The 19,912-nt window shown below is 67.5% G+C and carries 16 protein-coding genes; 7 read left to right on the forward strand and 9 right to left on the reverse strand.

The window, feature by feature from the left end:
- Window positions 1-9: 9 nt before the first annotated feature.
- Entirely contained in the window at window positions 10-1,065 is a 1,056-nt protein-coding gene (locus DFR49_RS09505; RefSeq protein ID WP_245968330.1) for a LacI family DNA-binding transcriptional regulator, read from the forward strand.
- Window positions 1,066-1,177: 112 nt separating this feature from the next.
- Entirely contained in the window at window positions 1,178-2,587 is a 1,410-nt protein-coding gene (locus DFR49_RS09510) for a sugar porter family MFS transporter (RefSeq protein WP_119035534.1), read from the forward strand.
- Window positions 2,588-2,634: 47 nt separating this feature from the next.
- On the opposite strand, the gene ada is transcribed toward DFR49_RS09510, so the two are convergent.
- The gene (gene ada, locus DFR49_RS09515) at window positions 2,635-3,669 is read right to left on the reverse strand and encodes a bifunctional DNA-binding transcriptional regulator/O6-methylguanine-DNA methyltransferase Ada (protein WP_119035535.1); all 1,035 of its coding nucleotides are present in this window, start codon (window positions 3,667-3,669) and stop codon (window positions 2,635-2,637) included.
- A gap of 243 nt (window positions 3,670-3,912) precedes the next feature.
- On the opposite strand from ada, the gene DFR49_RS09520 reads away from it, so the two are divergent.
- On the forward strand, window positions 3,913-4,827 hold the full coding sequence (locus tag DFR49_RS09520) for a phosphatase PAP2 family protein (RefSeq protein WP_119035536.1): 915 nt from the start codon (window positions 3,913-3,915) through the stop codon (window positions 4,825-4,827).
- A gap of 2 nt (window positions 4,828-4,829) precedes the next feature.
- Here DFR49_RS09520 and DFR49_RS09525 read toward each other — a convergent pair whose 3' ends face one another.
- The 5 genes from DFR49_RS09525 to DFR49_RS09550 all read right to left on the reverse strand — a co-directional run bounded on the left by DFR49_RS09525 (window position 4,830) and on the right by DFR49_RS09550 (window position 9,772).
- Complete coding sequence (locus DFR49_RS09525; protein WP_119035537.1) at window positions 4,830-5,081, reverse strand: ATP synthase F1 subunit epsilon; 252 nt, start codon at window positions 5,079-5,081, stop codon at window positions 4,830-4,832.
- A 48-nt stretch (window positions 5,082-5,129) separates the two neighbouring features.
- Window positions 5,130-6,680 carry a F0F1 ATP synthase subunit beta gene (atpD, locus tag DFR49_RS09530; RefSeq protein ID WP_245968331.1) on the reverse strand — a complete coding sequence of 517 codons (1,551 nt, stop codon included), beginning with the start codon at window positions 6,678-6,680 and terminating at the stop codon, window positions 5,130-5,132.
- A gap of 48 nt (window positions 6,681-6,728) precedes the next feature.
- Window positions 6,729-7,607, reverse strand: a complete 879-nt coding sequence (locus DFR49_RS09540; RefSeq protein WP_119035538.1) for a F0F1 ATP synthase subunit gamma — start codon at window positions 7,605-7,607, stop codon at window positions 6,729-6,731.
- Between the two features lie 71 nt (window positions 7,608-7,678).
- Entirely contained in the window at window positions 7,679-9,208 is a 1,530-nt protein-coding gene (atpA, locus tag DFR49_RS09545) for a F0F1 ATP synthase subunit alpha (RefSeq protein ID WP_119035539.1), read from the reverse strand.
- Between the two features lie 9 nt (window positions 9,209-9,217).
- Complete coding sequence (locus DFR49_RS09550; RefSeq protein WP_119035540.1) at window positions 9,218-9,772, reverse strand: F0F1 ATP synthase subunit delta; 555 nt, start codon at window positions 9,770-9,772, stop codon at window positions 9,218-9,220.
- 242 nt (window positions 9,773-10,014) lie between these two features.
- On the opposite strand from DFR49_RS09550, the gene DFR49_RS22540 reads away from it, so the two are divergent.
- Both DFR49_RS22540 and DFR49_RS09560 read left to right on the forward strand, forming a co-directional pair.
- On the forward strand, window positions 10,015-11,757 hold the full coding sequence (locus tag DFR49_RS22540) for a methyl-accepting chemotaxis protein (protein WP_425454931.1): 1,743 nt from the start codon (window positions 10,015-10,017) through the stop codon (window positions 11,755-11,757).
- A 70-nt stretch (window positions 11,758-11,827) separates the two neighbouring features.
- Window positions 11,828-12,481, forward strand: a complete 654-nt coding sequence (locus DFR49_RS09560; RefSeq protein WP_245968332.1) for a dienelactone hydrolase family protein — start codon at window positions 11,828-11,830, stop codon at window positions 12,479-12,481.
- A gap of 39 nt (window positions 12,482-12,520) precedes the next feature.
- Here DFR49_RS09560 and DFR49_RS09565 read toward each other — a convergent pair whose 3' ends face one another.
- Both DFR49_RS09565 and DFR49_RS09570 read right to left on the reverse strand, forming a co-directional pair.
- A complete protein-coding gene (locus DFR49_RS09565; protein ID WP_119035542.1) occupies window positions 12,521-13,552 on the reverse strand; it encodes a cupin-like domain-containing protein in 1,032 nt (343 codons plus the stop codon).
- Window positions 13,549-14,271, reverse strand: coding sequence for a GDSL-type esterase/lipase family protein (locus DFR49_RS09570; RefSeq protein WP_119035543.1), 723 nt, complete (start codon window positions 14,269-14,271; stop codon window positions 13,549-13,551). The genes DFR49_RS09565 and DFR49_RS09570 overlap by 4 nt, the downstream gene beginning before the upstream one ends.
- Window positions 14,272-14,414: 143 nt before the next feature.
- Between DFR49_RS09570 and DFR49_RS09575 the strand changes: the two genes are divergently transcribed.
- Window positions 14,415-15,749, forward strand: coding sequence for a sugar porter family MFS transporter (locus DFR49_RS09575; RefSeq protein WP_119035544.1), 1,335 nt, complete (start codon window positions 14,415-14,417; stop codon window positions 15,747-15,749).
- A gap of 208 nt (window positions 15,750-15,957) precedes the next feature.
- Here DFR49_RS09575 and DFR49_RS09580 read toward each other — a convergent pair whose 3' ends face one another.
- The gene (locus tag DFR49_RS09580) at window positions 15,958-18,450 is read right to left on the reverse strand and encodes a glycoside hydrolase family 3 protein (RefSeq protein ID WP_119036338.1); all 2,493 of its coding nucleotides are present in this window, start codon (window positions 18,448-18,450) and stop codon (window positions 15,958-15,960) included.
- Between the two features lie 233 nt (window positions 18,451-18,683).
- On the opposite strand from DFR49_RS09580, the gene DFR49_RS09585 reads away from it, so the two are divergent.
- Entirely contained in the window at window positions 18,684-19,910 is a 1,227-nt protein-coding gene (locus DFR49_RS09585) for an ROK family transcriptional regulator (RefSeq protein WP_119035545.1), read from the forward strand.
- Window positions 19,911-19,912: the final 2 nt, after the last annotated feature.

The following is a 19,912-nucleotide window of genomic DNA, read 5'->3' on the forward strand; positions in this document are numbered from 1 at the left end:
GGAGAGGCCGTGCCCAAATCGAGCCGTAGAAGCCGGGGAACGGCAACGATCCTCGACGTGGCGAGCGTCGCGGGGGTCTCGTCGATGACGGTGTCGCGCGTCGTCAACGGCGCGCCCAATGTGCGCGACAGCACGCGCCGCCGCGTGCTCGAGGCGATCGAGCAGCTCAATTATTCGCCCAACACCGCCGCGCGCTCGCTCGCCGCGGGATCGGCGACGCATATCGGGCTGTTCTACGCCAACCCATCGGACGCCTATCTGACGCAGTTCCTCGTCGGCGCGCTCGACGGCGCACGCCGCGCCGGCTGCCATCTCGTCATCGAGGTGTGCGAGGGCGAGACCGCCGAGGCGCAGGCCGAGGCAACGCGGCGCTTCGCCAACACCCGCGTCGAAGGCGTCATCCTGCCGCCGCCGGTGTCCGAATTCGAGCCCGTCCATGCCGAACTCGCCGCCGCGGGCATCCCGGTGGTGTCGGTCGCGCGTGGGCTCGCGCCCGCCGACGCGCTCAACGTGCGGATCGACGATTACGAAGCGGCGAAGACGATCACGCGCCATCTGATCGGGCTCGGCCACCGCGACATCGGCCATATCCGGGGGCATCCGGGACATATGGCGAGCGCCGAGCGGCACCGCGGCTTCAACGACGCGCTGGCCGAAGCGGGGCTGGATCCCGACGCGGCACCGGTGGAACAAGGCTATTTCAGCTACAAATCGGGGCTGGTGGCCGCCCAGCGGCTGATCACGCGGCCGCGCCGCCCCACCGCGATCTTCGCCGCCAACGACGACATGGCCGCCGCCACGGTTTCGGTCGCGCACCGCAGCGGGCTCGAGGTGCCGCGCAACATCAGCATCACCGGTTTCGACGACACCGCGCTCGCGACCTCGATCTGGCCCGAACTGACGACGATCCGCCAGCCGATCGCGGCGATGGCCGAAGCGGCGCTCGACCTGCTGCTCGCGCATCTCGGCGCGGGGCGGGGAAAATCCCATGCGCGCGAACGGGTGCTCGATTTCGAATTCGTGATCCGCGATTCGGCGGGGCCGCCGCACCGCGACAACGCCTGACGGGGAGCCCCCTAGGGTCCGGACCCTAAGAAAAAGCTCGCGCAATACGCTGCTAGCGCTAACATAGCGGTTCATCCGATCGACGAGAATCGGGCGGCAAGGAGAGACGGGGATGACTGAGGGGACCGACGAACGGGTCAACAAGGGCCTGATCGCGCTGATCGTGGCGGTCGCGACGATCGGCGGCTTCATGTTCGGATACGATTCGGGCGTGATCAACGGCACGCAGGACGGGTTGCGCCAGGCGTTCGGGCTCGACGATGTCGGGCTGGGGATATCGGTCGCGGCGCTGCTGCCGGGCTGCGCGGTCGGTGCGTTCGCCGCCGGGCGGCTCGCCGACGCGATCGGCCGCCGCGCGGTGATGATGCTCTCCGCGCTCGTCTTCATCCTGAGCGCGCTGCTCGCGGGCGCCGCGCCATCGGATGTGATCTTCATCTTCGCGCGCTTCTTCGCCGGGCTGGCGGTGGGCGCGGCGAGCGTGCTCGCGCCGGTCTATATCAGCGAGGTGACCCCGGCATCGATCCGCGGGCGGCTGTCGAGCGTCCAGCAGGTGATGATCATCGCCGGGCTGACCGGCGCGTTCCTCGTCAATTACTGGCTGGCGCACAATGCCGGGCATTCGACCGAAATCTTCTGGCTCGGCTATCCGGCGTGGCGCTGGATGTTCTGGGCACAGGTGATCCCGGCCGGACTGTATCTCATCCTGCTGCTGCTGATCCCGGACAGCCCGCGCTACCTCGTCATGAAGGGCCGCGATGCCGACGCCGAGAGCGTGCTGTCGCGCATCCTCGGCGCCGGCGCGGGCGTGCGCAAGGTCGGCGAGATCCGCGCCTCGCTCGCTGCCGACCACCACCGCCCCCGCCTCGCCGACTTGCGCGACAAGGCGACCGGCAAGGTACGCAAGATCGTGTGGGCGGGAATCGGCCTCGCGGTGTTCCAGCAGCTCGTCGGCATCAACATCGTCTTCTATTACGGATCGGTGCTGTGGCAGTCGGTGGGGTTCAGCGAGAACGACGCGCTGCTGATCAACATCCTGTCGGGATCGCTTTCGATCCTCGCGTGCCTGTTCACGATTTTCACGATCGACCGGATCGGGCGCAAGCCGCTGCTGCTCGTCGGATCGGCGGGGATGGCGGTGACGCTGGCGATCGTCGCCTTCTGCTTTTCGACCGGAACGCTGGTCGACGGTTCGCTCCAGCTTTCGGACCAGTACGGGCTGATCGCGCTGATCGCGGCCAACGCCTATGTGATCTTCTTCAACGCAAGCTGGGGCCCGGTGATGTGGGTGATGCTCGGCGAGATGTTCCCGAACCAGATTCGCGGCTCGGGGCTCGCCGTATCGGGGTTCGCGCAATGGGTCGCCAATTTCGGGATCAGCGTGAGCTTCCCGTGGATGGCGGCGAATATCGGGCTGCCGGTGACCTATGGCTTCTATGCCGCGGCGGCGTTCATCTCGTTCTTCTTCGTGCGCGCGATGGTCCACGAGACGCGCGGGCGCGAACTCGAAGAGATGGAAGGCTGATCGACCGGCCCCGCGCCCACCATCGGATGGGTGCGGGGCTCGTTGCGCTATTCGACCCCCTCGCGCTTCCTGAGCGCGATCTTGCGGTCCACGCCGTAAGCATAGCCGCCCATGCTGCCGTCGGCGCGTTGCGCACGGTGGCAGGGGATGACGACGGCAACGTTGTTGGCCCCGCACGCCGTTCCCGCCGCGCGCACCGCACGCGGGTTGCCGGCGGCGGCGGCAAGCTCGCTATAGGTGCGCGTCTCGCCCGCAGGGATCGCGCGCAGTGCCTGCCACACCGCCTCCTGGAACGCGGTGCCCTGGACGTCGAGCGGCAATTGCTGATCGCGCTCGGGCGATTCGACGCTGGCGACGACGCGCGCGGCAAGCTCGGCGAGCGCGGCGCCGCCGGCCGTGATCTCGGCCTTGGGAAAGCGCGCGCGCAGCGCCGCCGCGTCCTCGTCGAACGACACGCGGCACAGCCCCTTGTCGGTCGCCGCGACGAGCAGCGGGCCGAGGCTGGTCTCCGCGACCGTCCAGCGGATCGTCACCCCCGCGCCGCCGCGCTTCCACGCGCTCGGCGTCATCCCCAGCCGCCGCGCGCCGCTGTCGTAGAAGCGGCTCGGCGCCGAATAGCCGGCTTCGTAGATCGCTTCGGTCACACTCGTATCCTCCTTCAAGGCATCGGCCGCGGCACGGGCGCGCAGGCCGCGCGCATAGGCGGCGGGCGTCACGCCGGTCGCGCGCTTGAACAGGCGGTGGAAATGGTGCGGCGCATAGCCGACGTGCGCGGCGAGATCGTCGAGCGCGATCGCTTCCTCGGCGGCCTCGATCAGCGCGATCGCGCGCGCGACGGCGATTCGATCGCGCCCGACCTCGTCGGGCTTGCAGCGCAGGCAGGCGCGAAACCCCGCCGCGCGCGCTTCGGCCGGATCGGCATAGAAAGCGACATTCTCGCGACGCGGATGGCGCGCGGGGCAGCTCGGCTTGCAATAGATGCCGGTGGTTCTGACCGCGACAACGAAGCGACCATCGGCGTTGCGATCACGCATCGAAAAGGCGGCCCAGGCGGCGTTGGTGTCGATGTCGGTTTGTGTCATGCAACCGATATAGGCGCGCCGTCGCGGCGATGCTTCCCGTCGCTTGCCATCAAAGCGGATTGAGAGTCTGTTTGGGCTGCGCTTTCCGGCGCATGGCGGCACCGGCCCACTCCCCCACCCGACCACCCATAGGATACTGTCGTTGGGTGGTCGGGTGGGGGAGTGGGCCGGTGCCGCCTCAGAAATCGCTCTTTCGCGATTTCCCAAACAGCCCCTTAACGCTTGCTTCAAGCGCGTGCGACTATGCTGGCGCGGATGGCGCACGCGGCTGATAATCGATTCGATCCCGGCGCCACGGCGGCGGCGGTGCGCCCTCGCGTGCTGATCGACCGCCGTTTCACGCCGCTCTACGCGATGGCTGCCGCCGGCGTGGCCTTCCTGATCGTGGCGGTCGCGTTCAGTGACTTCGGTTATGCGCACGACCCGCTCGACGCGGTCGCGATCCTGCTCGTCGGGTTGATCGCAATCGGGATGGCGGCGCGCTGGCTGACGGTGCCGATCGTGCCCGATCTGGCCGAAACATTGGCGCTGTTCGCCGCGTTTTCGGTGCTGGCGCCGTTATGCGCGGCGATCCTCGCGACCACCGATTTCCCGCTCGCCGACCCATATCTTTCGGCGATCGATCGCCACCTGTTCGGGTTCGATCGTGCGCAGGCCGTCGCCCTTGTCTATCGATCGTCGACCGCCGTCGCGGCGATGCGGATCGCTTATGACAGCATCACTTTCCAGCCGCTGGCGCTGCTCGTCGCGTTCGCGGTGACGGGGCGCAACGATGCCGCGCGACGCTTCCTCGGCGCGTGGGCGCTGACGCTGGCGATGTGTCTGGCGGTCTTTTCCTTCGTGCCTGCGACGGGAACGCCGCCCTACGATCTCCACTGGCTCGATACGTTCGAGCGCTTGCGCAGCGGCGCGCTGCGGACATTGGGCAGCGAGAGCCTGACCGGCATCATCACTTTCCCGAGCTTTCACGCAGCGGCGGCGGTGCTGCTCGGCTGGGGCTTCGCGTCGTTCGGCAGGCTGGGGTGGCCGCTGGTTGCGCTCAACGCCCTGATGTTCGCCTCCGCGATCGTCGGCGGCGGCCATTATCTGGTCGATCTGATCGCGGGCGCGGCGGCGGCGCTGATCGGGCTTCGGCTGGCAGCGCGGCTGATCGCGTAGCGTTATTCCGCGCGTTCGGCGAGGATCGTCAGGCCGCGCTCGTTGACCTCGGCGAAACCGCCTTCGATGCGGATCGTCTCGGGTGTGCCCTTTTCCTCACGATGGATCACGAGATTGCCGTCGCGAATCGTCGACATCAGCGGCGCGTGATGCGCGAGCACGCCGAAATCGCCCTCGCTGCCCGGCACGACGACCATGTACACGTCCTCGGAGCGGACGAGGTGTTCGGGAGTGACGAGTTCGAAGTGGAGCATGTTGGATTCCCTTGGCCCCTCCCCCGCAGGGGAGAGGCCGGATAGTGCTTACGCCGCTTCGGCCAGCTTCTCGGCCTTGGCGATCGCCTCGTCGATGCCGCCAACCATGTAGAAGGCGGCTTCGGGCAGGTGATCATATTCGCCGTCGACCACCGCCTTGAACGAGCGGATCGTGTCCTCGATCGCGACGAACTTGCCGGGGATGCCGGTGAACACCTCGGCGACGTGGAACGGCTGGCTGAGGAAGCGCTGGATCTTGCGCGCGCGCGCAACCGTCAGCTTATCTTCTTCCGACAATTCGTCCATGCCGAGAATGGCGATGATGTCCTGCAGGCTCTTATACTTCTGCAGGATCGACTGGACGGCACGTGCGGTCTCGTAATGCTCTTGCCCGACGACGCGTGGCTCGAGCACGCGGCTGGTCGAATCGAGCGGGTCCACCGCGGGATAGATGCCGAGTTCCGAGATCGCGCGGTTGAGCACCGTGGTCGCATCCAGGTGCGCAAACGACGTTGCCGGCGCCGGATCGGTAAGATCGTCCGCGGGGACGTAGATCGCCTGCACCGACGTAATCGAGCCCTTGTGGGTCGAGGTGATGCGCTCTTGCAGCGCGCCCATGTCGGTCGACAGCGTCGGCTGATAGCCCACCGCCGACGGAATGCGGCCGAGCAACGCCGACACTTCCGAGCCCGCCTGCGTGAAGCGGAAGATGTTGTCGACGAAGAACAGCACGTCCTGGCCTTCGACATCGCGGAAATATTCGGCGATCGTCAGGCCCGAGAGCGCGACGCGGGCACGCGCGCCCGGCGGCTCGTTCATCTGACCATAGACCAGCGCGACCTTGGAGCCTTCCGAGGTTGCCTTGCCCTCGGCGTCCTTGGCGATGACGCCCGCGTCGAGGAATTCGTGATAGAGGTCGTTGCCCTCGCGGGTACGCTCGCCGACGCCGGCGAACACCGAGGTGCCGCCGTGGCCCTTGGCGATGTTGTTGATCAGTTCCTGGATCAGCACGGTCTTGCCGACGCCGGCGCCGCCGAACAGGCCGATCTTGCCGCCCTTGGCGTAGGGCGCGAGCAGATCGATGACCTTGATGCCGGTGACGAGGATCGCGCTTTCGGTCGACTGATCGACGAACAGCGGCGCGGGCGCGTGGATCGGCGCGGTTTCGGTCGCGCCGACGGGGCCGAGTTCGTCAATCGGCTCACCGATCACGTTGAGGATGCGGCCGAGCGTCTTGGGGCCGACGGGCATGCGGATCTGCGAGCCGGTGTCGGTGACGACCTGGCCGCGGGTGAGACCGTCGGTCGCGTCCATCGCGATCGTGCGGACGGTATTCTCACCGAGATGCTGCGCGACCTCGAGCACGAGGCGGTTGCCGTTATTGTCGGTCTCGAGCGCCGAGAGGATCGCCGGAAGCTGATCCTCGAACGCCACGTCGACGACGGCGCCGATCACCTGGCTGATGCGGCCGACATTGTTGGTCGTCGCCTTGGGCGCCGCGGCCTTCGCCTTGGGCGCTGCCGCCTTCGTCGCGGGCGCAGCCTTCCTGGCGCGCGGCTTGGCGGCTGGCTTCTTGGTGGTGGGGGCTTCGCTTGCCATGTCTGTCAGTCCTGCCTTTTAAGTCGTGCTTCCCCGGGGAAGGCCAAATTATAGAGCTTCCGCTCCGGAAATAATCTCAACCAGTTCCGTCGTGATCGCGGCCTGGCGGGTGCGGTTGTACTGGATCGTCAGGCGGTTGATCATGTCGCCGGCGTTGCGCGTGGCATTGTCCATCGCGGTCATGCGGCTGCCCTGTTCGGACGCCGCATTCTCCAGCAGCGCGCCGAAAATCTGGATCGCGATGTTGCGCGGCAGGAGATCGGCAAGGATCGATTCCTCGTCGGGCTCATATTCGACGGCGGCCGACGAGGCGGGCGCGGCCTCGGCGCTGGTATCGATCGCGACCGGGATGATCTGGCGGCCGACCGGCTCCTGCACCAGCGCCGACTGGAAGCGGGCGTAGAACAGGTGCGCGACGTCGAACTCGCCCGCCTCGTAGCGGCGGACGACCTCGTCGGCGACCTTCTGCGCGTCGGCGAACGCGACCGACTTGATCCCGCTCATGTCGTGATCGCCGGCGATCAGCGTCGGGAAGAAGCGCTTGAGCACCCGCCCCTTCTTGCCGACCACGAAGAAATGGACCTGCTTACCCTCGGCGATGAGCGCTTCGGCCTTGCGCTTGGCGGCGCGGACGATGTTTGAGTTGAACGCGCCGGCCAGCCCACGCTCCGACGTCGCAACGATCAGCAGGTGCCGATCGTCCTTGCCGGTCCCGGCGAGCAGCTTCGGGCTCGACGCGCTGACGGTGATGCGCGCGGCAAGGCTCGCCATCACGCGTTCAAGGCGTTCGGCGTACGGGCGACCGGCGACCGCCGCTTCCTGCGCGCGGCGCAGCTTGGCGGCGGCGACCATCTTCATCGCCTTGGTGATCTTCTGCGTCGACTTCACCGAGCCGATGCGGATCTTGAGGGCCTTGAGTGACGCCATCTAGCTTCCCTTGTGTCCCCGTGAAGGCGGGGACCCAGTCTGGGCTCCCGCCTTCGCGGGAGCACAATCAATTACGCAAACGTCTTCGCGAACGCGGCGAGCGCGTCCTTGAGCTTGGCCTTGGTGTCGTCCGACAGGTCGCGCTTGTCGCGGATGTCGGCGAGCACGTCGGCGTGGTTGGCGCGCATGTCGGCGAGCATCGCCGCCTCGTAGCGCGTCACCGCGTCGACCGGAACGTCGTCGATATAGCCGTTGGTGCCCGCGAAGATCGATACCGTCTGCTCCTCGAACGGCATCGGCGAGAACTGGGCCTGTTTCAAAAGCTCGGTCAGCCGTGCGCCGCGGTTGAGCAGGCGCTGCGTCGAAGCGTCGAGGTCCGAGCCGAACTGCGCGAACGCCGCCATCTCGCGATATTGCGCCAGCTCGAGCTTGATCGAGCCCGACACCTTCTTCATCGCCTTGGTCTGCGCGGCCGAGCCGACGCGGCTGACCGACAGGCCGACGTTGATCGCCGGGCGGATGCCGGCGAAGAACAGATCGGTTTCGAGGAAGATCTGGCCGTCGGTGATCGAGATCACGTTGGTCGGGATATAGGCCGACACGTCGCCGGCCTGCGTCTCGATGATCGGCAGCGCGGTGAGCGAGCCGTTACCGTGCTCGTCGTTCATCTTCGCGGCGCGTTCGAGCAAGCGGCTGTGGAGATAGAAAACGTCGCCGGGATAGGCTTCGCGGCCCGGCGGACGGCGCAGCAGCAGCGACATCTGGCGATAGGCGACCGCCTGCTTCGACAGATCGTCATAGACGATCAGCGCGTGCATGCCGTTATCACGGAAATATTCGCCCATCGCGCAGGCCGTGTAGGGCGCGAGGAACTGAAGCGGCGCGGGCTCCGACGCGGTCGCGGCGACCACGATCGAATATTCCATCGCGCCATTTTCTTCGAGTTGGCGGACGATCTGCGCGACGGTCGAGCGCTTCTGCCCGATCGCGACGTAGATGCAGTAAAGCTTCTTGCCTTCGTCGTCGCCGGCGTTGATGCCCTTCTGGTTGATGAAGGCGTCGATCGCGACGGCGGTCTTGCCGGTCTGGCGGTCGCCGATGATCAGCTCGCGCTGGCCGCGGCCGACGGGAACGAGCGCGTCGATCGCCTTGAGGCCGGTCTGCACCGGCTCGTTGACCGACTTGCGCGGGATGATGCCCGGCGCCTTGACCTCGACGCGGCTGCGCTGGTCGCTCACGATCGGCCCCTTGCCGTCGATCGGGTTACCGAGGCCGTCGACCACGCGGCCCAGCAGCCCCTTGCCGACGGGGACGTCGACGATCGTGCCGGTACGCTTGACGTCGTCGCCTTCCTTGATCTCGGCGTCCGAGCCGAAGATCACGACGCCGACGTTATCGGCCTCGAGGTTCAAGGCCATGCCCTGCACGCCGTTCGCGAACTCGACCATTTCGCCCGCCTGGACGTTGTCGAGCCCGTGGATGCGCGCGATGCCGTCACCCACGCTCAACACCTGGCCGGTCTCGCTGACCTGGGCCTCGATGCCGAAATTGGCGATCTGATCCTTGATGACCTTCGAGATTTCTGCGGCGCGGATATCCATGTGCGTGCCTTAGCCTTTCATCGCGTACGCGAGGGAATTGAGACGGGTGCGGATCGAGCTGTCGATCATCTGGCTGCCGATGCGGACCTTCAGCCCACCGAGCAGCGCGGGATCGACCGAGAGATCGACGGCGACGTCGCGGCCGAGCCGCTGACGCAGCGCCGCCTTGAGCGCGTCGACCTGCGCGGCCGACAGCGGGTGCGCCGAGGCGACCTCGGCGGTGGTCTCCCCGCGGTGGTGCGCGGCGAGTGTCCGGAACGCGCGGATGATCGCGGGAAGCTGCGCCAGCCGGCGATTCGCCGCGAGCACGCCGAGGAAGTTCGCGGTGGTGCCGTCGAGCTTCATCGCCTTCGCCGCGGCGGCGACCGCCTTGCCGGCATCGGCGCGCGAGACGAGCGGGCTGGTCGTCAGCGCCTTGAAGTCGGGCGATTCGGCGAGCGCCGCCGAGATCGCGGCGAGGCTCGATTCGACCTTGTCGATCGTACGGGCATCGCGCGCGAGCGCGAACAAGGCGGTGGCGTACCGCCCTGCTAAGCTCGCTTGAATACCGCCGGACATCTCCACGGACGCGGGTTCCTCTTCGGACAGACTGAAAGTGGCCCCATGCAAAAAGGGGCCCCGAAAGGGCCTCCTATGGGTTGCGCGGCTGCTAGCATCGGGGGCTGCGCGATGCAAGCGTCGCGCCCGCTCCGGCGGCATGTGTGAAATATTGCTCGATTTCATCAAAGTGTAACACCCGGTTTACCATCCATTGGGGTCCAGCCGCCGATAGACGGGGCCGACAAACAACCGGGTCCGCTGTCCTCATGCTTGCTTCGCTTCGTTCGCTTCTTCGTTCCTCGCCGCACGCCGTCGGGATCCGCCAGCAATTGCGGCGCGTCATCTGGGCGCTGTTGGCGACGCAGACAGTGCTCGGAATCACGCTGATCGGCACGACGATCGCGACGAGTTACGGCGTCGACACGCTGGTCACCGACCGGCTTTATCCGGTGAGCGAACTGCAAACGATGACCGATGCCTATGGCGTGGCGCTGGCGACCGCCCACAAGGTGGAAAGCGGCAACCTCTCACCGAGCAGCGCGATCACGGCGATCGACGCGGCGCAGACCGCGATCGCAAGCAACTGGGCACGCTTCAGGGCGCATGACCTGATCCGCGATCACGCCCGCGAGGTCGCGCAGATCGAGAAAGCGCGCGTCACCGCCGACGACGCGATCGCTGATCTCGAGAACCTGCTGCGCAACGGGCAAACCGATCGGCTCGATTTCTTCGTCAGCGGTGCGCTCTACGCCGGGATCGATCCGCTGACGGTCGCGAGCAACGCCCTGATCGAGCAACTCCGCACCGATGCCGAGCGCGAGCGCCGCTCGCTCGAGGCGGGATTCGTGCGCGTTTATCTGATCGCGATCCTCGCCACCCTGCTTGCCGCCGCCGTCAGCATCTGGGGGATGCAGATGGTGCGCCGCCGCATCGTGCGGCCGCTTGCCGAAATCGCGGTGGCCACGCGCGGCATCACCGACGACCGGCACGACGTCGCCATTCCGGACCTCGATCGCAGCGACGAGATCGGCGACATCGCCCGCGCGCTGGCCTTCGCCCGCGCGCGCTCGATCGAAGCGCGCGACCTTGCCGAACGAACCCGTGCCCAGGAAGAGCGGCTGCACCAGCGTACGCTCGATGATCACGCGGCCCGAGCCCGCCGCGGCGCCGCGCTCGACCAATTGTTCGGCCTGTTCGAAGAGAAGATCGGCGCCACCGTGCGACGTCTCGCCGCCGCCGGGCCTTCACTGCGACACACCGCCGCGAACCTCTCTTCCGAAGCCGAGGCCACCGAGCGGCACGCGCTTGCCACCGCAACCGTTGCCGAGCAGAGCGCCGCGAGCGTCCGCACAATCGGGCAATCAGGCGCCTCGCTGGCACAGGCGATCGAGCAGATCAGCCATGAGGCCGATGATTCGCGTCACCGGGCGCTCGCCGCGCGCGACGCGACCCGCGCCGGGCGCAACGACGCCGAATCGCTCGACGTCCTGATCGGCGAGATCGCCATCGTGCTCGACTTCATCACCGCGATCGCCGCGCAGACAAACCTGCTGGCGCTCAACGCCTCGATCGAGGCCGCGCGCGCAGGTGAGGCCGGACGCGGTTTCGCGGTGGTGGCCGAGGAAGTGAAGGGCCTTGCCCGCCAGACGCAGACGGCCGCCGGCGAGATCGACCAACGGCTGGCGACGATCCGCGCCGCAGCCGACACGATGCTGGTGACGATCGGCGCGGTCGACGATCTCGTGACGAGATTCGACCAGTCGTCGGACAGCGTCGCGACCGCAGTGGGACGCCAGCGCGACATGACGCGCCGAATTGCCGGGGCGATCGACGATGTCGAGAGCGGCACCACCGATGCGGCGCAGAACATGCAGCGATTGGGCGAGCGTGCCGAGCAGTCGCGCCGCACCGCGCAGGAATTGTCGCGCACCGCCGACGATGTCGCCGATGGAGTCGAGACGCTGCGCGGCCAGATCAATCGCCTGATCGCAGACGTCCGTGCCGCCTGATATGTTCGATCGCGCGCCGGCACGGTAAGAGAAGGACGAGGAGACCTAGCCGATGGGCAGGATGATCCGCATGACGATGGCCGACGGCGCGGAGATCGGCGTTTATCACGCCATGCCCAAAAGCGAGCGGCGCGGCGGGCTGGTGGTCGCGCAGGAGATTTTCGGGATCACCGATCATATCCGCGACGTCGCGGACGGCTTCGCGCGTGACGGTTACGAGGTGCTGGCACCGGCATTGTTCGATCGTGAGGCGCCGGGGCTGGAGGCGGCTTACGAAGGCGAGGATCGCGCAGCGGCGATCGCACTGGCGCGGGCGCATCCGCTCGACCAGTCGGTGCGCGATGTCGGCACCTGTGTCGCCATGCTCGCCGACAAAGGCCCGGTGTTCGTGGTCGGCTATTGCTATGGCGGCTCGATCGCCTGGCTTGCGGCGACGCGGATCGACCGGATCGCGGCGGCCTCGGGCTATTACGGCAGGCTGGTGCCCCAGCATCTCGACGAAACGCCGCGCGTGCCGGTGATCCTGCATTTCGGCCGGCACGACGCAAGCATCCCGATGGCCAAGGTGCAGAAGGTGATCGACGCCGACCCGCCGCTTACCACCGTCCACCTCTACGATGCCGGGCATGGCTTCAGTTCGGATCGGTGCAAGGATTATCACGCGCCCTCAGCCGATCTGGCCCGCACGCGCACGCTCGACCTGTTTCGCGCCAACGGCGGGTGATCCGGGCGGTTTTGCTTGCCCGTCGCGCGCGCCTGATCGTCAGCGACCGCCGAGCGAGCGCAGCAGATAGGTGCGGATATAGTCGGCGCGCGCCGGCGAAGGGGCGTCGAGCACGGTGCGCGCATGCGGCGGCAGGTGATCGGCGGCGTGCGCCGCCTCCGCGCCGAACACGTAATGATCGAGCCAGCCGCGCCATGCCGCCCGTTCGGCCTGGGGCAGATCGCGCATCGCGACCAGGGCATGGACCAGCGCCGGAAACGGCGAAAGATCGGAATATCCCCGCCAGTAATTGACGAGGACGTTGAACGGCCCCGCCGCCTGAACGTCGTGCCACCACAGGCCGGGAATGTAGATCGCGTCGCCGGGCTCCAGCTCGGCCGTCATCGCGTGCGCCAGTGCCTCGGCGAAGCGCGGGTAGCGCGCCAGATCGGGCGCGGCGAGATCGACCATGCTCGCCGGCTGGCCCGCCATCGTCACGTCGAGCGGGCCGACATAGAGATTGGCGATCTGATCGGGCGGGAACAGCGTGAAACGCCGCCGCCCGGCAACCACGCAGGCGAGGTTGCTCGACACGTCGTAATGCGTCGAGACGTGGGTGGCATTGCCGATCCAGACGCGCGGCACGGCATCGGGGACCGGCAGGCGAAGCGGGTTGGCGTCGACCCAGCCCGGCAGATGATCGGCCGCGGCGGCCGCACCGGCATAGAGCGCGGGCGCGGGCGCGGGCCGATCGGTTTCGGCAAGCGCGACCAGCCTGGCAAGGAGCGCCGGCAGCGGCACCGCTTCACGCGTGAAATTGAAGCCGCGCATGTCGTCGCGATAGAAGAAGCGCCCGGCGATCTCCGGCGGGCCGATCATCACCTCGACCGGGTGGTCGTTCGCGAAGCCGGCGATATAGGCCGCCGCCGCCCGCGGGCTGACACCGGCCGCGACCGCCGGCCAATCGGCCACCTGCCCGCGCAGCACGACGGGCCGGTACGCGGGCACGATCTCTCGCGCGAAGGTCTCGGCATCGACCGCGCCGCGTTCGGGCAGCGGTGCGATATTCGGAAGGGCGGCGGCGTTGCTCACGCCACCTGGTATCGGGTGATCATCGGCATCAGCACGCTTTCCATCACCGCATAGCCTTGCGCGGTGGGATGGACGCCGTCGGACGCGGTGCCCGGCTTCATCGCGCCTTCGGGCGTCGCAAGTGCGGGGGTGTAATCGACGAAGGTCGCGCCGGCGCGCCGCGCATAATCGGCAATCCACGTGTTGAGCGACCGGATCTTGTCGGTGACCGCGAGCCCCGGCCGCCACGGGAAGCCGTCCGACGGCGGGATCGAGGCAAGCAGCACGTCGATGCCCGACGCCCGCGCGATCTCGGTCATCATCACCAGATTGTCCTGGCTCTGCGCCGGCGTCATCGGGCCGGTATTGCCGGCGATGTCGTTGGTGCCCGCCATGATATGCACCGCTTTGGGTTTGAGGTGGACGACATCGGCCATCATGCGAAGCACCATCTGCGGAGTCGTCTGGCCGCTGATCCCGCGGCAGACACGGCCGGCGGTCGCGAAGAAATCGGGGTGGTTGCCTTTCCAGCCCTCGGTGATCGAATCGCCCATCATCACCAGCCCCACCGGCTTGCCCGACGCCTTGAGCGCCGCATTCTCGGCGGCATATTTGCCGAGCCACGCGAAATCCTCGCGCAATTGCTTCTCGTGCGCATCCTCCGCGACAGCGGGCGCGGCCGAGAGCGCGACCGGCAAGGCCGCGACGGCAAAAAGCGAGCGGCGGGTAAACTGGTCCATCGTCGGCATCCTCTCTACGTTGGCGACGCCGCAGCCGTGCGGTCGTCATCCGGCCCGATCTTGCGTCCGCGCGTCGCCTGATTGATACATCAAATTAAATAATCAATCGTCGGGGCGCTGGTAGCGCAATCAGGAGGGGCAGGATGGAAAAGGCGGGCGCTGACGTCAACCGGGGAGGCGTCAACTGGAACGCGGTGATCGCGGCGAGCCTCGCGGGGCTGCTGTTCGGGTTCGATACCGCGGTGATATCGGGCGTGACGGGAGCGTTGCGGAGCGAATTCGCGCTGAGCGCGGTGGGGCTCGGCACCGCGGTGTCGGCCGCGCTCGTCGGCACGTTGGTGGGCGCCCTGGGCGCGGGCGCGCCGGGCGACCGGTTCGGCAGCCGCACGGTGCTGGTGTGGATCGCGCTGGGCTATATCGTCTCGGCGATCGGATCGGGCGCGAGCTGGGATCTGGCCTCGTTCGTCGCCTTCCGTTTTCTCGGCGGGCTCGCGATCGGTGGATCGTCGGTGCTGGCGCCGGTCTATATCGCCGAGGTCAGCCCGGCGAAGCGGCGCGGGTTTCTGGTCGGGCTGTTCCAGCTCAACATCGTGATCGGCATCCTGGTCGCTTATGTCAGCAATTTCGCGATCGGACAGCTTGCCGGGGGCGATCTCGTCTGGCGGCTCAAGCTCGGCATTGCCGCCGCGCCCGCCGCTTTGTTCCTCGTCATGCTGTTGCGCATCCCGCACAGCCCGCGCTGGCTGGTCGCCAAGGGTCGCCATGACGAGGCGCATCACGCGATCGCCTTGCTCGACATGGGCGAGCCCGCCGCGCTGATCGAGAGTTTCCGCACCGTCCACGCCGGGCAGACCGAAGGACGGCTGAGCTGGACGCGCCACCGCAAGCCGATCCTGCTCGCGATCGGAATCGCGCTGTTCAACCAGCTCTCGGGGATCAACGCGATCCTCTACTATCTGAACGACATCTTCGCGGCAGCGGGCTTCTCCCGCGTTTCCGCCGATGTGCAGGCGGTGGGCATCGGCATCGCCAACCTGGTCGCGACGCTGATCGGGATGGCGCTGATCGACAAGGTCGGGCGCAAGCCGCTGCTGATGGTCGGCGCGGGCGGCACCGGGATCGCGCTCGCGGGCGTCGCGACGATCTATGCGACCGGCACCGGGCAGACATTGCTGCTGCCCGCGCTGATCGGCTTCATCCTGTTCTTCGCGATCAGCCAGGGCGCGGTGATCTGGGTCTATCTTTCGGAAATCTTCCCCACCGCGGTACGCGCGCGCGGCCAATCGCTGGGCAGCGCGACGCATTGGGGGATGAACGCGCTGCTCGCGTTCGGCTTCCCGGTGGTCGCGCGGCTGACGCAGGCCGCGCCGTTCTGGTTCTTCGCCGCCGCGATGGCGGTGCAACTGGTGGTCGTCTGGCGGTGGTTTCCCGAGACACGCGGGGTCGATCTCGAAAAAATGGATCGAGTGGTGCGTTAGATGTGAGCGGCACCGGCCCGCTCCCCCACCCCGCCTCCCAATCAGCATAATGTCTTGGGAGGCGGGGTGGGGGAGCGGGCCGGTGCCGCTTCAACAAAAAAACGGGCGTGATCCGGCGGGAAGGTGCCGGACCACGCCCTAAGATACCGCGCGCGTCAGTGCAGCGCGGCGCTTGATCGTCCCAGGGAAGGTCGTGCGGGACGCCAAGTCATTTGGGGCAGGCCGCGATCTGATCGGCGACGGTGCCAAGCTGCACGGTCGCGAGGCTGATCACGGCCTTGCCCGAGGTGGTGAGCGCGAACGGAACGTCGAGATGCTCCATGTCGACGCCCTGGTTCGCGAAACATTTGAGCGGAACGCCATAAGTGCGCCACGCACCCGGCGCGGCGAGACCGGCAAGCGGCACGCTGGCGCTCGCGGTGCCGCTGCGCGCCGACAGCGTCAGCGTGCTGGCGGGCGCGGTATCGACGCGCATCGTCGTCACCAGCATGAGATCGCCGTTGCTTTCCCGCGCGACATCGACCGGCGCCTGGGTCGTGAGCGCAATCGTCGCTTGCGCCTTGCCGCCGAAAGCGAAACGCCGCGCGCCTTCCTGAACGATATGATCGGTCGCCGTCACCGCGACATCGCCATTGGCGCCGGTCGCGGGAACAGTGGTGATCCGCGTCTGCTGGCCGGCGGCATCGGCGACGATCAGCGACCAGCTCGCCGCGGGGACGCCATTGGCGAAATAGGTGCCTTGCTGCGCATTGTCCGCGACGCCGGGGTCTTCGGACAGCGGCGGCACCGCCGTGTCGCTCGTCGTCTTGAGGCCGTAGCCAAGCGCGAACAGATGCTTGCCCTTGGCATCGGCGGTGGCGGGCCAGGGGAAGCTCAGCGTGCCGCGGAATTCGTGTGCGACCTTGCCGTCCGTTCCGGCGAGCAGCATGTCAGCGACGCCCGCACCTTCCGAGCCCGGCAGCCATGCGACGACGAAAGCGTCGGCGGCGTTGATCTCCGGGTTCACGAACAGCGGCCGCCCGGTGAGCATCAGCGCGACCACGGGAATCCCCTGCGCCTTCAACTTCTTCATCGTCGCCAGCGGCGCGCGCAGTTCTGGCTTCAACTGGAGCGTCTTCAGGTCGCCCTGAAATTCGGCATAGGGCGTCTCGCCGAACACGACGATCGCGGCATCGGGTTTGGCGCCGGTGAAGCTGCCGTCGGGGGATAATGTCGCGGTGCCGCCGGCCGCGCCGATCGCGCTGTTGAGCCCGGCCCAGATCGAGGTCGCACCGGGAAAATCCTCGGGCTTGAGCCCGGTGCCCTGCCACGACAGCGTCCAGCCGCCCGACTGGCGCGCGACATCATCCGCGCCGTCGCCAGCCACCAAGATGTTGGCGCCCGGATTAAGCGGCAGCACACTGCCGTTGTTCTTCAAGAGCACCAGCGATTCGCGCACCGCCTGACGGGCGATCGCGCGATGCTCGGGGCTGCCAAGCACGTCATATCTGCCCGACAGCAGCCGCGACGACGGCTTGCCCGCCTCGAACAGCCCGAGCCGCATCTTGACGCGCAGGATGCGGGTGACCGCATCGTCGAGCCGCGCCATCGGAATGGTGCCGTCCTTCACCTGGGCGAGCAGGCTGTGCCAGAGCGGCTTCCAGCTATCGGGCGCCATATACATATCGAGCCCGGCGTTGATCGCCTGCGGGCAGCTCGCGTTGGTGCAGCCCGCGACCTGGCCGTGCGCGTTCCAATCGCTGACGACGAAGCCGCCGAACCCCATCCTGTCCTTGAGCACACCCGTGACGAGGCTCTTGTTGCCCGCCATCTTGACGCCGTTCCAGCTCGAAAAGCTCGTCATCACCGTCTGCACGCCGGCATCGATCGCGGCGACATAGGGCAGGCCGTGAATATCGCGCAGTTCGGCCTCGCTGATCTTCGCGTCGCCCTGGTCGTGCCCATCCTCGGTGCCGCCGTCGGCGAGGAAATGCTTGGTCGAGGCGATGACGTGCGGCCCCTTGAGGATGTCGGTCGCGCCCGGCTCGCCCTGCAACCCGCGGATGAACTGGCCGACATAATCGGAGACCAGCCGGGGATCGCTCGAATAGCCTTCATAGGCGCGGCCCCAGCGACCATCCTGCGGCACGGTAATCGTCGGGGCGAAGGTCCATTCCTGCCCGGTCACGCGGATCTCGGCGGCGGTCGCCTCGGCGATCCGCCGCATCAGCGCGGGATCGTGCATCGCGCCGAGCCCGACATTGTGCGGAAACAGCGTCGCGCCGATGATGTTCGAATTGCCGTGGACCGCGTCTATCCCCCAGATCACCGGAATCCCGACGCCGCCGCCGCTCTTGTCCACCGAGGCGGCGTAGAATTCGTCGGCAAGCTGGAGCCATTTCGCCGCCGGCGCGAGATCGTCGCCATAAGGCCCCGAGCTGCCGCCGTTGAGCACCGAGCCGAGATGATATTGTTTGACGTCGGCGGGCGTCACGCTGGCGATATCGGCCTGGACGACCTGCCCGACCTTTTCCTCGACCGTCATCCGCTGGAGCAGGCCCGCGATGCGTTTTTCCAGCGCCGGATCGGCCTTGTAGGGCCAGTGCGCCTGCGGCCAGATATCGGGGTGGGCAATCGCTTCGGGCGGGATCGCCGGCGCCGGCGCCTGCTGCGCCGAAACCGCGCAGGCCGCGCCGATCGCCAATGCTGTTGACGCTAACATCAAGAGGCCCTTGCGCCTCTGGATCATTGCCCGCATGACCATCCCCTCTTGTCTCCGAGTATATTATTAAATTAAATTGAAAAGCAATTGGCATTGCTCCCGGCGCGCGTATCTTGGCATCGCCCGCGCCCAAGGGCAATGGGAACGTTCACAGGAAGGTAACGGGAGATGGCGGAAACGCTCCACACCATGAGGCACGGCGCGGCTGCCCGGCCTTACGAGGAACGCCGCGCATGAGCGTGCTGCCCACGCCCGGCCGCGTTCGCCTGTCAGGAACCAATCTCGAGCGGGCCGCCGATCACAATCAGCGCGTGACGCTGCACGCGATCCGCGTCAACGGCTCGCTGACGCGGGTCGATCTGGCGGCGATCACGGGGCTGACGCCGCCGGCGATCGCCAACATCACCAAGCGGCTGCTGGGCGACGGCCTGATCGAGGAAGCCGGCCAGCGGCGCGGCGGGCGCGGCCAGCCGCCGACCAAGCTCGTCATCAAGCGCGACGCCTGCCACGCGATCGGCATCAACATCGATCGCGACCACATCACGCTGGTGCTCGTCGATTTCGCGGGGCAGACGCTCGCGCGCGTTTCGGAAGAGGTCGATTTCGCGCTGCCGGGCCATGTCCGCGATCTCTATCGCCGTTCGGTGCGTGGGATGCTCGACGATGCCGGGGTCAAGCGCGCGAGCCTCGTCGGGCTGGGGGTCGCGGTTCCCGACGATCTCGGGCTGGTCGACCTGCCCGGCCGCCCCGCCACCTATGCCGAATGGGACGCCATCGACATGGCCGAATTGTTCGAGGAGCCGTTCGACCTGCCCGTCTTCGTCGAGAACGACGCCGCGGCGGCTGCGATGGGCGAGATGCAGCTCGGGCTCGGCCAGAAGCTGTCGAGCTTCTTCTACATCCTGATCTCGTCGGGGCTGGGCGGCGGGATCGTCGTCGACGGCGCCTATTTCCGGGGCGCCGACGGGCGTTCGGGCGAGCTGGGCTTCCTGCGCGCGCCGACCGAGGACGGCGGCATCCAGCAGGTGCAGAAGCTCGTGTCGCTGTCGGGCCTCGCCAAGCACCTCGCCGCCGATGGGCTGACGCTTGCCGACGCGCTTGCGGCCGACCGGTCGGCGCGCGCCGAGACGAGCATCCAGACCTGGATCGATCGCGTGGCGCAGCGGCTCTACGTCCCGCTCGAGGCGATCAACTGCCTCGTCAACCCGGGCATGGTGCTGATCGGCGGGCGGCTGCCCAAGGATCTGGTCGAGCGGCTCGCCACCGCCGCGCAGGCGCGGCTCAAGGAGCGCGGCGACAATATTCCGGTGATCGCACCGGTCGCGCGCGCCGCACTATCCGAAGATGCACCCGCGGTGGGCGCCGCGATCCTGCCGTTCAGCCATTTCCTGCTGCCTAAGCCGGGCGCGCTCTGGAAAGCGCCCGCCGACACCACCCGCCGCACCGCCAGGCACGCCTGACC

The organism is Hephaestia caeni (assembly GCF_003550065.1).
In the GTDB taxonomy this organism is placed as follows: Bacteria; Pseudomonadota; Alphaproteobacteria; order Sphingomonadales; family Sphingomonadaceae; genus Sphingomonas; species Sphingomonas caeni_A.